Annotated in this window: 10 protein-coding genes; 6 read left to right on the top strand and 4 right to left on the bottom strand. The window is 30.4% G+C overall.

All coding sequences use genetic code 11. The features are described 5' to 3' along the window. Positions 1-63 precede the first annotated feature (63 nt). Positions 64-855, bottom strand: a complete 792-nt coding sequence (locus tag AW729_RS00885; RefSeq protein ID WP_112123302.1) for an FHA domain-containing protein — start codon at positions 853-855, stop codon at positions 64-66. Positions 856-1,317: 462 nt separating this feature from the next. On the opposite strand from AW729_RS00885, the gene AW729_RS00880 reads away from it, so the two are divergent. From AW729_RS00880 to AW729_RS00865, 5 genes are all read left to right on the top strand, one after another. Beyond that, complete coding sequence (locus tag AW729_RS00880; protein ID WP_112123301.1) at positions 1,318-3,870, top strand: right-handed parallel beta-helix repeat-containing protein; 2,553 nt, start codon at positions 1,318-1,320, stop codon at positions 3,868-3,870. Positions 3,871-4,162: 292 nt separating this feature from the next. Continuing rightward, on the top strand, positions 4,163-4,789 hold the full coding sequence (locus tag AW729_RS00875) for an SIS domain-containing protein (RefSeq protein ID WP_112123300.1): 627 nt from the start codon (positions 4,163-4,165) through the stop codon (positions 4,787-4,789). Further along, the gene (locus tag AW729_RS11105; RefSeq protein WP_162685702.1) at positions 4,773-4,916 is read left to right on the top strand and encodes a hypothetical protein; all 144 of its coding nucleotides are present in this window, start codon (positions 4,773-4,775) and stop codon (positions 4,914-4,916) included. Before AW729_RS00875 ends, AW729_RS11105 begins: the two co-directional genes overlap by 17 nt. A 396-nt stretch (positions 4,917-5,312) precedes the next feature. Beyond that, a complete protein-coding gene (locus AW729_RS00870) occupies positions 5,313-6,587 on the top strand; it encodes a hypothetical protein (RefSeq protein ID WP_112123299.1) in 1,275 nt (424 codons plus the stop codon). A gap of 1,153 nt (positions 6,588-7,740) precedes the next feature. After that, positions 7,741-8,676 carry a transcription initiation factor IIB gene (locus AW729_RS00865; protein ID WP_112125208.1) on the top strand — a complete coding sequence of 312 codons (936 nt, stop codon included), beginning with the start codon at positions 7,741-7,743 and terminating at the stop codon, positions 8,674-8,676. Positions 8,677-9,014: 338 nt separating this feature from the next. Here the strand turns inward: AW729_RS00865 and AW729_RS00860 are convergent, their stop codons facing one another. The 3 genes from AW729_RS00860 to AW729_RS00850 form a co-directional block, all read right to left on the bottom strand. Continuing rightward, positions 9,015-9,509, bottom strand: a complete 495-nt coding sequence (locus AW729_RS00860) for a hypothetical protein (protein WP_112123298.1) — start codon at positions 9,507-9,509, stop codon at positions 9,015-9,017. Between the two features lie 370 nt (positions 9,510-9,879). Then, positions 9,880-10,665, bottom strand: a complete 786-nt coding sequence (locus AW729_RS00855) for an FHA domain-containing protein (RefSeq protein WP_112123297.1) — start codon at positions 10,663-10,665, stop codon at positions 9,880-9,882. Positions 10,666-10,924: 259 nt separating this feature from the next. Continuing rightward, positions 10,925-11,125 (bottom strand): hypothetical protein, encoded by a 201-nt coding sequence (locus AW729_RS00850; RefSeq protein WP_112123296.1) that lies wholly within the window; start codon positions 11,123-11,125, stop codon positions 10,925-10,927. 491 nt (positions 11,126-11,616) lie between these two features. Between AW729_RS00850 and AW729_RS00845 the strand changes: the two genes are divergently transcribed. Continuing rightward, complete coding sequence (locus AW729_RS00845) at positions 11,617-13,944, top strand: hypothetical protein (RefSeq protein ID WP_162685701.1); 2,328 nt, start codon at positions 11,617-11,619, stop codon at positions 13,942-13,944. Positions 13,945-13,983 lie beyond the last annotated feature (39 nt).

Here is a 13,983-nt window from a genome sequence, read left to right as displayed (position 1 = left end):
GATTTATTACTTTTTATTGAATTTTAGCAATTCATGATTAATAAAATAAAAAAAGGATAATGATTAATTATAGTTGAAATAAATTAATGCACATCCTTTTCCTTTGGATAACTTAATAATTGAATTGTTAGGAAGCTGTCGGGCTACACCCTTCTGTAATTTTTCATTGGAACAGTATGTTTCATTTTCACTGGATTCATCAAGGATGTACCATTTACCTTTTTGATGATATACCTTCAAATGAGGATCCATAATACTTGATACCTTAGTGTAACTGTTGGATAAAATCAATGCAGGAGAATAACAGTCATCGGGCCCGTTAGCTGATATCCTACCGATATAGGCAGTCTCATCCTTACTGATATCGAGCGTTTTTCCCTTGTCTTGTCCATTAAATACTGTCATGACACAGTCATTATGCATTTTTGACTCTTTAGTATACTTATATAAATCAACCAGAGTGTTTATATCCTCCCTAAAGAAATTTACCAATAACAACAAATCAGTGAATGCATCTGTTGTTATGTAATATACATAACACGGTGATTGTGAATTTGCATCCCCTTTACAATGTTTTACCCTGATGCGATCAACCAGGCCGGCTTCTCTCAAATCTTTCAAATGTCTTCCAATCATTTGTGTTGTTATGAAGATTTTTTTCTCTTCAAGTTTGTCCCTGATTTGATTTGTACTCATTGCATAATATTTGATCTTGTTAAATTGATCAACTCTGTTTTTCTCATTCATTCTTAGTATCTCCAATATTTTCCATCGGTTATAATTGTTTAAGGCAGAAATCTTATCTGTAATAATTTTAAAGTCATCCTGTGATATTGTAGGACTGCTAGCAATCATTTCTTTATTATTCCCCCATAGTGGTTTAAAATTATTTTATTTTGTTGAATCTTCAAATTTTGAAAAACTAAACGATAATTATACATATCTGATATTTTTTGTTCCGTTTATACTATTTATCATAGCAAAATAACTTGTGGCTTTATCATAATATTCACCTCTAAATTAGTTGTTTGTATGAGATTGTTTATTATACTGTTAAATTTCAAAGTTTTCAGAGTATATATACTCCATCATATTTTTTCTAAAAAAAAAGATTCTAGTAATGGGAAATCATATTTCAAATTTATCTAATAATCAATGGATAGGATACCTTCGCTTTTTAGATTAATAATAAGCAAATCTTCATGATTCAAGTCTATGATAATTAATTAAAAGTTATTTAGTAAAAAATATAAAACATATCCTACAAACATTTATTCATGTTTTTTTTCTATTAATAGTAATGGAGGTGAAAATTCGATGAAAAAGTACATCTTATTAATATTGTTGCTCATGATTTCAGTAACATGCGTTAGTGCTGCAGACGATACATCGGATAATGTTATTGATACTAATCCCGATGATATTCAAGAAGTAGACGTGGATACGGGCAATACTGATTCAGCCGTTACTCAAAGCCATAGCGTCGATACGAGTGATAAACTGCATAATGTTATATCAAACCTAAACAGTATCCAATCAAATCAAAGTCACAGCATTGATTTGGAAGATGATGTTACAATTGATAAGGATATTAATAATGAATATTTAAACTTGGTTATAAATGGAAACAATAATAAATTAACCGTTAATAATCTTAAATTTTCAAATGCAGTTGAAGTTACTTTAAATAACGTGACATTGGAGTTAAATAAGCATATTGAAAATTATGTAACTTTAAACTTAAACAATGTTACGGTAAAAAGTACGGCCTTATATGACAACATCACCAAGACACTAATCGATAATGGCATTAGCGAGTATACTGATGAAAATTACAATCGCACAAATGAATTATTCTATGCGATAAACACCAACCATGGAAACATACACAACTATAAGACACTTAACGTTAATGGCTCTGTATTTACAAAGACCATTGCACATAGCGGTTCAGCCATATATAACCATGGAGATTTAAATATAGACAACACATTATTCAATGATACATTATCCATTTTTGGTGTAGTTTATAGTGAAGGCTCATTAACTGTGACCAATTCAAGATTTACAAACAATAAGCAATGTGGTTATCTGTTACACTCCGATACCGGAGACGTGATATGTGTAAACAACAGCTTTGAAAATAATTATGCCCTATATAACAGTGGAGTAAGTGGTTCGGCCAATTCATTGGTTGAAAACTGTAACTTCTCAAACAACACTGCATCCAGCATGAATTCCATTAACAATATGGGAAACATGACAGTTAAAGGTTGTATATTTAAGGATAATACCGGTTACATTACATATAATGATGAAAATCTGACAATAATTGATTGTACAATTGAAGATAATAACTGTACTGATTATCTCATATACTCCAATTATATCTATGATGGTGAAAGCGGCAAAATACTACGTATACCAAATTTAACTCTTGAAAATAACATCATCGGATATAACAGGTATGATAAGTTAATCTATAATGGAGCTTCCATGACATTGTCAAACAATACAATCATGAATATTACGGATGTATTGGAATATGATTATCCCGGAGAGTACATATTTAATCAGACAATAGCAGATTATTCTACCGATGATATTAATGGAAGTATCAGTATAGACTCAAATACATTCATAATAGATTCTCAAGGAGAAATAGATGAAATATTGATAAATAATCAGACAAATTACGTTCAATACAATCCAAGATCAGCTGTGATAACACTTGACGAGATAAAAAACATAAGCGTTGGTGAAAGTGTTTTCATAACAGGTCACTTGACAGACACCAATAATAACGCAATTAATGATGAAGTAAACATAAATATATCCAATTATGTATTTTCAATAGAACATACGGATGAAAATGGATTCTTTAGCTATGAATGCACACCGAATGTAGGTATATACAATTTAACTGTAACATATGATAGAAATCCATATATCAAACATTATTCCATGACAACATCATTTACTGTAAGTGAATTGGACAATCAGGAAGACGAAAACATATCCGACAGTAACACTACTGATGAAAGCAATGCAACTGATAATGACACCGACAATGTAACTGACAGTGAATCAAACATTACAGACGTAAACGATACCACTGATTATACCAATCAAACCAACACTACAAATACAACAGAAAACACAAACAACACAAATATTTTACCAGATAACCAAAATATAACAGACACCACTACAAACAACACAAACACCAACGATACCACAATTACCGATAATGAATCAAACATTACAGACGTAAATAACACTACAAATTATGGCAATCAAACCAACAATACAAATACAACAGAAAACACAAACAACACAGATACTTTACCAGATAACCAAAATACAACAGACACCACTACAAACAACACAAACACCAACGATACCACAATTACCGATAATGAATCAGATATTTCTGATGTGAATACTACGGATGATGACTTTAATGATTCAGAATCAATCAATCCAAATACAGATTCAAGCAGTAACCCCAATGAAATAATAAGTGACAATCAGTTTGTCGATAATCAGGACAACGTTAATGACAATGATAAAAACAGGAATATAAAATCAAATACCAATACTCGAAAAATAATTAACAATCATGTAATATCTGCAATAAACATAACAAAAAAGGACATTGACAAAAAAGTGAAACTAAGCAATAACAATAACAATAATACCGATGAAAACAATGTAAGTGATGACAAAACCACAAACGACAAAGCAAATGCAGATACCTCAAATCAAGATAGCAAACAACATAATAAAAATCAGTCAAACACCATACCAATAGCCATAGCAGCTACAGCATTAATAGCCATTATCGGAGTGGCCATAATTAAAAGATAATAATTAAACCCCTATTTTTATTTTTTTTCTTTAAATACTTTTAAATAGATAAACACATACCTAAAAGAAAGTTCAATCCAGATTAAACCCCATAATAAAACCTTTTTGATAAAATCCATTATTATATGAGCAAATGATAATACAAAATATGACTTGAATAATTGAGGGATTCCAAATAGATAAATTTCTTGCTTTAAAGCATATATAAAAAGTCATGTCCCAATATTATATCAAGAAAAAAAATTTTTATTCATAAGAAAAATTTGAAAACTACTTTACAAGAGGAATAATTATGTCCAAAAATTGTTTGAATATTATGGATTTATCATTAAAAGAGATTGAAAGAAACATCAGCAATTTAAACCTTATCGTTAAAAATCAGGAAGATGAGATATGTGAATTCAGAGACATACTCCTGGATGCAAAAGAAAAGAACAGTCGTGTATTCCTATTTGGCACAGGTAGAAGTGGCTTTGTGGCCAAATCATTCGCTATGCGATTGATGCACCTTGGTTTTGAAGTATGCGTAATCGGTGAAAGCATTGTTAATGCTTTGAAAAAGGATGATGTTGTTATTGCCATAACCAAATCCGGAACAAGAAATTCGATTAAAAGACTTGTTGATACTAAAGATGAGTTCAACACGCGACTACTTGCGGTGTGTGGATGTAGAGATAACAATCTTTATGAACGCTCAGACAAAAGCATAGTCATTGATGAGTTAAATGATATCAAACGCTCCGAAGATGAAAAGACACGACTGGACGAACTTTCATTTGATGAGGATAACCTAATAGTTATGGGTACTGCTTTTGAGATATCAACACTGGTACTTCTTGATTCATTAATCATCGAATTAATGTTATGTTTAGATGAAACACCGGAATGCATGGAAGCTCGTCATGATAAGTTCAATTAATGTGCAACTGTCAAAGCAATCTACAACAATCAAGAATAATGGTATAAACAATACCATATTCCTGATAAACACATTTTCTTCTTTGATGATGAAAACTGTGCCAAACCATATACCATTATTTTCATGACAACATCAAAGGATATGGCAAAATGATATGAACAAGTAGAATTCATCTAGATACAATTATATCCACAACAAAAAAATAAGTTACATCTTTAAACATTATAAAACTATATTATATTCAATATTAATATTGAAAATATACTATTTAAGGATAATGACAAGCAGCTATACATATTCTGATTAAATGCTAAGACAGAAAATAACTCATACCTATGAAGACAATACATGAAATGACAACATTTACTTAAAGTATTATACTCCCATATGCCCATATCAAATGTATATATAACTATAGTAAATTAAAATCTTTAATATATTTAAGAATATTGTTAATCATAATATCATAATAGAATATAAGCTATTAACTAGTTTATATGATACTCAAGTGAGGGTTTGCAATATGAATGAAAATAATGTTTATAATTTCACATTCCTTAATCAGCTAATTCAAAAAAATAAAGAAATACGACTGGAACATGATATCATTTTAGAAGAAGTTGAAAAAGAGAGGTTTTCTGAAGGAATAGTACTTGATAAAAATGCCATTGTAATAGATGGAAATGGTTATAGCATAGATGCTCAAGGCATGACGAGAATATTCAAGGTAACCGGATCTGAAATCATAATCAAAAACATGACCTTTATGAATGGTTATTCAGAGGATAGTGGGGCGGCAATAGCGAATGTGGGTTCTATAAAAATCTACAACAGTACATTTACGGACAATATGGCAGATGTGGATGGTGGAGCAATATACAATGATATTGGCGGAAAAATTGATATCGAAGACAGCGAATTCACAAACAACAATTCACAAACTGATGGTGGTGCAATCTTTAATTGGGGAGAATTAACAGTTAAAAGTACACTTATAGAGGATAATATATCCTGGAAAGATGCAGGTGCAATTCATAATGGAGGACGCACCCATAAAAGCTCAGTATTAAATGATATAAAGTATATTGAAGAGGATATTGACTTGAGTAATGTTAAATTAGCTATTGAAGACAGTATTATATGTCAAAATACGGGAAGTCATAGTTGTGGCGGAATAATGAATTGGGGAATATTGAACGTTGAAAAGTCAATATTGGAAAAAAATATCACTTCTGGTCGAGGCGGAGCAATCAGCAATCAGGGAACTGGAATAGTAAACCTCAATGACATAGACATCATTTCCAATAGAGCAAATTTTACCGGAGGGGCAATACAGAATCAGAAAAATGGAATCATCACCCTCACAGACTCAAGAATAGAAAAAAATGAGACAAGAGGCCGTGGTGGAACAATAACTAACCGTGGAATGATAGTTGTTAACAAATCTAAATTCAATTACAATATAGCAGAACCTAATGGAGGAGTAATATACAATTCAGGACAAACAGATATCAATGAAAGCATGTTTGGCTTCAACAGGGCATATCGAAAAGGAGGAATTATAATTAACTCAGGACACGTTAACGTCAATAACTCCGTATTTAAATGCAATGATGCTGATTATTTGGGTGAATCAATATACAATATTAAAGGAATAACCTCCTTGACAGATATTGAAGTTGTAAATGAAGAAGACATTACAGAAGAAAACCCCATGAGAACAATTTATAACAAGAAGGGAAGCATAATTATGCAGGATACAAAACTGTCAACTATGCAGATATATATTCACCAATAGAAGATATATGGATATTTTTACTTTAATTAACTACGCACATTAATCATATAGAAATAACAACAGATGATTAATTTGCATACTAATCACAGAGAAATACTACCTCCATAATTTTATTTTTTAATTATTAAATTATGGACATATAATTTACTTTACAACTCCAACAATAGTATTTTTATAGTTAAACTGTGTACGGAGTATTGAATACATTACATTATTTTGTGTGCGAAAAAGATCCATAACTCCTATTTCATTAAAGAAGTTTCTTTAAAACCTATTTATATAATCAAGGTTAAATTACCATATGGAAATGAAATTTCACAGTAGATTATACTTAAGAAGATACTTTAAAAAAATCAATAAATAATTAAAAAAATTCAAATAATCTTGTTCAAAATTATCGAAAAGTATATATATAACTAAATACTAAACTATATACAGTCAAAATACAATTTTTATTCATGAAAACAGAAAATAAAAGATGATAATTAAAATAAATAGAAGACTACCACTAAACACCCAATTAAAATATCATCAATACATGAACTCCATTAATAAACTCTTAAATCCAATTAATTACAATTTATTTAAATATAAAAATTTTATAAATAAAAACATGATCTCATATTACTTAAAAAATATATTATATCTTCGATATAGTTTAAAAATTAAAAAAAAAATTTTAAAAAAAATCATGAAAAATAAAAACACCAAATTTAAATGATTGGCTATATCAGCCATATTACAAGTACTAATTAAAACATAGTACTTCAAATGAAAATCCACAAGTTGGATTAGTTGTAGTTAACAAAAACAACAATGCAGTTGGTAAAAAAAATGATATTATATTATGTAGGAGAGGATATTTATGGAAAAAAGAGAAATAAGAAACTTTGACACTGAACAAGATTACAAAACTACTAACCAAATCAAAAATGCCATAAACTATGACAATGACTATACAACCGATGACAGGAGTGATTTCATGACAGCAACAATAAACAGTAGAGATATCATGATGGATGAAGACATGGACCAAGACTTTATGTTAAACAACGAGTTAGACATTGAGGAAATAATCAAAATAGACAATACCGATTCCGGAAAACTGGAAGCAGAACTGGAAAAAGAAAGAGGTATTAATACAAAACTACAGATGAAAAAAGACGTTGTGGAGATGGAGAAAAAGGAAAGCAAATGTCCTGAATGTGGATCCACACATTTGATAAATGATTCCGAACATGGCGAAATTGTGTGTGGTGCATGTGGAATAGTACTAGATGACAACATTGTTGATATGGGTCCTGAATGGAGAGCATATGACCACGAACAGAGGGACAAACTTACAAGAGTAGGTGCCCCAATTACCTACACCATACACGATAAAGGATTGTCCACCATGATTGACTGGCGTAACAAGGACAGCTATGGAAGAGAAATTCCAACAGAAAACAGGGCACAATGGTACAGGCTAAGAAAATGGCAGCGTAAAAGTAGAATCAGTGGAGCTACTGAAAGAAACCTTGCATTCGCTCTCGGTGAAATGGATCGTGAGTCTTCACGACTGGAGCTTCCAAGATCAATTCGTGAATCAGCGTCAGTAATATATCGGAATGCCAAGGCAAAAGATCTGATTAGAGGAAGAAGTATAGAAGGGGTAGTTGCCGCTTCATTATTTGTAGCATGCAGAAGATGGAAAATATTAATAACCCTTAATGAAATAGCCGGCGTTTCAAGTTTAACCAAACCAGAAATAAATAAAACATACAAATTCATTGCAAGGGAGTTAGGCATAAAACTTCCGATTTTCACTCCAATGGATTATGTTCCAAAATTTGCCAGCAAAATGAATCTCTCAGGTGAAGTTCAAGCCAAGGCAATAAACTTAATCATTGAAGCCAGGGAAAATGGTTTAATAAGCGGTAGTAATCCTACAGGTGTAGCTGCAGCCGCAGTATATATAGCCAGTCATCTTCTCGGTGAACGTAAGAGCCAGCATGATGTCGCTGATATAGCGGATATAAGTGAGGCCACTATTCGTAAAAGGTATAATGAGTTAAATAAGATATTAAATATTCAAGTGGATACTTAATATGATTTTAATTTAATCATTTATTTTTTTATCGAAAATGATGATGTATGCAAAATATTTGAAAGTAATTATATTTGTCCACTAAACTGAGTTGACAATAAACTTACATATATAGAATATCAATCCATTATCTGGCAGATAAAATTTAGGTCATAGTTAAATGAAAGATTTGAATTTTATAAGACAATTATAAATCAGATAATTTTTTTTGATTATAATAAGAATTTACTTGTTAAAAAAAAGGAAGTAAGGAGTTAATAAGTTTTTTATTAACTTATGCACATTTAATGGAGTTTAATCATTAATATCATGGGTGTTGTTTTTTTACTTTTTTGTGTTTATGCTAATACTTGGTTTATCACATCTTCATTGTTGGTTACTATTTTAACTATTTTACCGTCCTGTAGGTATTCGAATTTATATTCTGTTTTACCATCATCCATTTCTGTCCAGAAGAATCCATCTTTTCCTGCAATGGTTTTTTTCTGTGCATTTGGAAGGTTTAATGTATCTATTTTGGAGTTTGCTCTGCTTCCTACTTGTATATCAAGTTTTTCACCATTTGTACTTATGTAATCTTGTGATACTTCGGTGTCTACTTGTGTTCCATCCATGTGTTCTGCATCACCAGCTTCTGAGTTGTCTTGATCGCTTTCGACTGCTGTGAATCCGTTTGGTATTTTGAATTGTATATCATTTAGGGTTAATGTTCCGCTTTGAACAGTGTTTGTAGCGGCACTTACGTCATCAGCACTTACTGCTGCTACTGTGCAGGTTACTGCCATTAAGGCTAATGCCATAATCAATATATTTTTTAGATTTAATTTTTTCATTTTTATCATCTCTTCTATTCATATACTTTTTTATTTTTATTTTTTTTTATTAGTGGGATACTTCTTCTCACCTACTTATACTATTAGTTTAGAAAGAATATATAGTTTTTCGAGTGCAAGTACCTACTTACATCGTTAAATACGCGTTAAAAATAGAGTAATTATCAATATATGGAAGATTATAGTTTAAATAAATTTTTCATTGCCTCTTCTATTTTAATTAGAGAGCATACTTTCTTATTTTTCTTTTTTATTTTTAAAGAAAAATGTCGTTTGAATAATCAATCCAATAAATGATCAAATCCTTCCTAATTTAATAGATTAGAAATAGTATGAAAAAAAATTAGTAAAAAAAATAATAAAAAAAAGGTTAATTGTAACTGACATATAACACTGCGGATGTAGGTCCTCTAGATAATTGAATAAAGGTGTTGTTTGGTAGTTTTACAGGAGTGTTCTTTTCTACTTCCATATTGAATATGAAAGTCCCATGTTCTGATCTATCAACCATAAACCATTCATCATTCTTATAATATACTTCCAGATGAGGTATATGTCGTTCGGTAACTGATTTATAAGTTGATGAAAGCAGTAATGATTCTGAACCATATTTATCCGGATTATAAGCGGCATTTTTTCCTATATATCCGGTTTCATCTTTGTTGAGTGTTAACATTTCACCTTTATCCATACCTGTAAAGACAGTTATAACACAATCCCACTTCGTCATTTTTTCGTGGATTTTATCACTCAAAACCATGAAGCTCTGCATTTCTTCTAAAAATATCTGCTTTTCAAATAGTAAGCAGTCAATTGCAAACATATTAAAATAATAGGCATAACTCCTATTATTTCCTTCGCAGACTCTACCAATCAGTCCTACCGTCATTAATTGATTTAAATGATCCTGTATAGTTGCAATTGAATATCCCTTATTTAATTGGGTATTTATTTCATCTACCGTCAGGGCATAGTAGTTAAATGAACGATATCTACGTGCATTATCCCTAAGATTTTTAGCAAGTACTTCAAGTATAAGATATCTGGTTTCACCAGCCAACGCCTTTAACATACCCATCATTTCATTAAATTCCTCATCCGTTAACCTTCTAAAGTCATCAGGTGCGTTTTCATTTTTTCCTAAATCTTTTGGCATATTTATACCTCCATAAATGGTTCTAAAATTTAATCATATCATTTCAAGTTTTTAAATACTTATTATTAATCATTATTATACTTTAAATTTAACAATCCGATAATTTTTTGATTAAGAAACTTGCAAGTATTGGATGTTACTGGTAAATTTATGCTTTTTTTGGTAAGTTTTAGAAAATCTTTGTAAATATTTGATTGAATTGTTGTTGAGATTGTTTGAGATTGTTACTGTTAAATTGTGAATTTATGAAACTATCAAATTATATCGAGATTCGAGGTTTTTCGTGAATGATTGTCCTAGCTATGCTAAGGTCTGTCTTAGATGGAGTATTACGGATGTAATTTACTAATTTGCTTATGTAACTATTTCCATTACCTTCTCCCGGCATCTTTGTTATGATTAACACAGCAGCTACCAAGAATACTAATGTGATTATGAGGATTTTTTCATCTTTTTTCAAATTAGACACTCCATTTTATTTTTTTTTAAAAGATTTGAGAAATTATTTTTTGTTTATTAAAATATAGTATTTTTTGACAGAATAATTTCCACACATCTTTTGGAATTAATTGTTTAACCAAACTAGTATATAAAGGTTTGGGTAAATTTAAAAAAAATTTTCTCCTTATTACTCATTGTTTAATTTAGAGATGGAAAATTTAACGGAGAATTTATCATTATTAATAATAATAAATTTTTATTGTCAATCAATAAGGAATTAACCGATAATTATTTAGTTAAAAAAGAATTTAAAACTCTTTAAAAAATATTTTTTTTACGGACCATTACTGATACTGACTAAAGAAAATTCTTTCATAGCTTATTAAAAGATATTGACTAAAAATAGTACCAAGAAAATCAATTTTCTGAATTTCTAAAAAAAATAGTAATATTCGGTAAGTCAATGATACGACACCGAATATGAAAATTAGTGTTAAAGGTTGTGATTTCATGAAATCAAATAATAACAAAAAAATATTTCAATCAAATAATACTAAAAATGAAAGAAAAACATCATGTAATGCTGTGAACTTAAATAATAATCCATCAGAGGATCTTACAAATACAAATCAATCAAAGAAGTACAATTTCACAGATATTGACCATATGATTCATAGCGGGAAAAATACAATGACACTTGATGGAAATGTAGTGTTGGAAGAAGCTGAAGCAGAAGAATATCTGGAAGGAATAGGGATAGATGTTAATGACTTCACATTAGACGGTAATGGGTTCACCATTGATGCTAAAGGGATGACGCAGATATTTAAAATCACCGGAGAAAACGTAAAAATCACAAACGTTACCTTAAAAAATGGATTTACTGAGAAATATGGTGGTTCTATAAATAACAATGGTGAATTAACATTAGTTAATGTTTTACTGCAAAAAAATAATGCAGAACTCAATGGCGGAAGCATCTACAATCAAAAGAAAATAAGCATTGCCCATTGCAAATTTATGGAAAATAGTGCAAGCATATCCGGAGCCCTTCACAACGAACACAAAGCAGAGATGGAAATTACAGACAGTGTTTTTGAAAAGAATACCGCCGAATCCGGAGGTGCAATTGGAAACACGGGGATATTGACAGTGAAAGATTCCATATTAAACAACAATAGCGGAAAAGTCGGTGGATCAATTAGTAATAATTGTTCTATTACCTTAGAGAATTGTCACTTATCCTCCAACAATGCCAAAGACATTGGAGGATCAGTTTACAATATCAGTGGGGGAATCGTTAAAGTTAGGGATTCTGTATTGGAAAACAACTCTGCTAAAAATGGAGGAGCCATATATTCTGAAAATTCAACAATAGATGTGAAAAAATGTTCATTCAAAGATAATTTCTCACAAGAAAATGGTGCTGCAATCAATAATCTCGTAACTGATAATTACATGCCTAAAAAAAGCGATAACATACTGTCCAATACCTGTGTCGACTGTGATATTGTCAATAACCATTCAAATAAATATGGGGCAATATATACCAATGACAATATCAATTTCATTGGATGCAACTTCAAGGACAACATTGCTGAAGAAGAGGGAAACATTATCTATTTTGAACCTCCAATGGACATACCATTAAATATAGATGATTCATTTATAGATAATTCATCTGCTGAAAATAGTGATATTTACATAAAAAATCCTTCATTACTTAACATCAAAGATACGGATATCAGAAATATCTCTGATAATTACGTGATTGATAATCAAAATGGAACAGTAAACCTATCCAACATATCATTCGAAAACGATAAGCAATCCATCTTGAACAACGGCACCATATGGCTTGACGATGAAGTTACTGCAAACCATGTAAAATCCACTCAAAACGCTGTAATCAGAAACAAAAATGAAAGTTCCAACCCCGATAATGGGTTTAGACATATGGAAGATTTAATAAATGGTGACTCCGAAATAGTCACTCTGGACTGTGATATCCACATGCATGAAAGTGAAAAATTCCAGTATCCTGAGGGAATAGAATTACATGGAAATAATTTAGTCATAGACGGACAAAATCACATCATTGATGCAAATAAATTATCCAGAATATTCAAGATTGATGGAACAAACATTACGCTTAAAAATATTCAATTCAAAAACGGATGCTACTTTAAAAGTAAAGTTAATGAAACCACTGAAGGTGGGGGAGCAATATATACATTACCAACAGCTTCAGTAACTATTAATGATTGTATATTTATTGAAAATGATTCAAATAATCTTGCAGGATGTATTAACAATAAAGGAATTATGAACGTCCATAATTCAATATTCAAAAACAATTATGCTCAAAGAATCTGTGGCAGCATATTCAACTCCAACATATTGAATTTGAAGGATTGCATTTTTGAAAACAACTTTGCACCAAGCGATTCATCTTCAAATGATTATTACTTAAAAAGTAGAGGAAATATCGTCAATAAATCAAAAATAACGATTAACAGATGCGAATTCAAGAATACGAAGTATTTCTTTATAGAACTTCTTAGAACAGGAATAGTAAAATCTTTAAAAATCCTCATGATTCCACTTGCATTTTCAATATTTGGATTTTCTATTGGTTTTCCTATCCTATTACTACTATCCCTTGTATTACCTTCTACTATCACAAATGAATACATTATGAAAATAATAATGTTGTTTATTATTGTTTTCGTATTTGCGATGGCAATATCATTAATTTTAGCTATAATAGGACGCTTCACAAATAAGTATATGGAAAATCACGGATTTGAAAACAGATATATGGACATGTTTGATTGAAAAAAACATACTATTAGATAACAGATGGATATGGATGTT

This window comes from Methanosphaera sp. BMS, assembly GCF_003268005.1.
In the GTDB taxonomy this organism is placed as follows: domain Archaea; phylum Methanobacteriota; class Methanobacteria; order Methanobacteriales; family Methanobacteriaceae; genus Methanosphaera.
The sequence above is the reverse complement of the archived record's forward strand: the minus strand, read 5'-3'. Positions and strand labels throughout refer to the sequence as shown.

Bases quoted from the DNA above. Each gene is read 5' to 3' on its own strand.
- AW729_RS00860 (WP_112123298.1), bottom strand. From the start codon at position 9,509: ATGAAAAAATTAAATCTAAAAAATATATTGATTATGGCATTAGCCTTA.
- AW729_RS00845 (WP_162685701.1), top strand. From the start codon at position 11,617: ATGAAATCAAATAATAACAAAAAAATATTTCAATCAAATAATACTAAA.
- AW729_RS00885 (WP_112123302.1), bottom strand. From the start codon at position 855: ATGATTGCTAGCAGTCCTACAATATCACAGGATGACTTTAAAATTATT.
- AW729_RS00880 (WP_112123301.1), top strand. From the start codon at position 1,318: ATGAAAAAGTACATCTTATTAATATTGTTGCTCATGATTTCAGTAACA.
- AW729_RS00870 (WP_112123299.1), top strand. From the start codon at position 5,313: ATGAATGAAAATAATGTTTATAATTTCACATTCCTTAATCAGCTAATT.
- AW729_RS11105 (WP_162685702.1), top strand. From the start codon at position 4,773: ATGATAAGTTCAATTAATGTGCAACTGTCAAAGCAATCTACAACAATC.
- AW729_RS00875 (WP_112123300.1), top strand. From the start codon at position 4,163: ATGTCCAAAAATTGTTTGAATATTATGGATTTATCATTAAAAGAGATT.
- AW729_RS00855 (WP_112123297.1), bottom strand. From the start codon at position 10,665: ATGCCAAAAGATTTAGGAAAAAATGAAAACGCACCTGATGACTTTAGA.
- AW729_RS00865 (WP_112125208.1), top strand. From the start codon at position 7,741: ATGAAAAAAGACGTTGTGGAGATGGAGAAAAAGGAAAGCAAATGTCCT.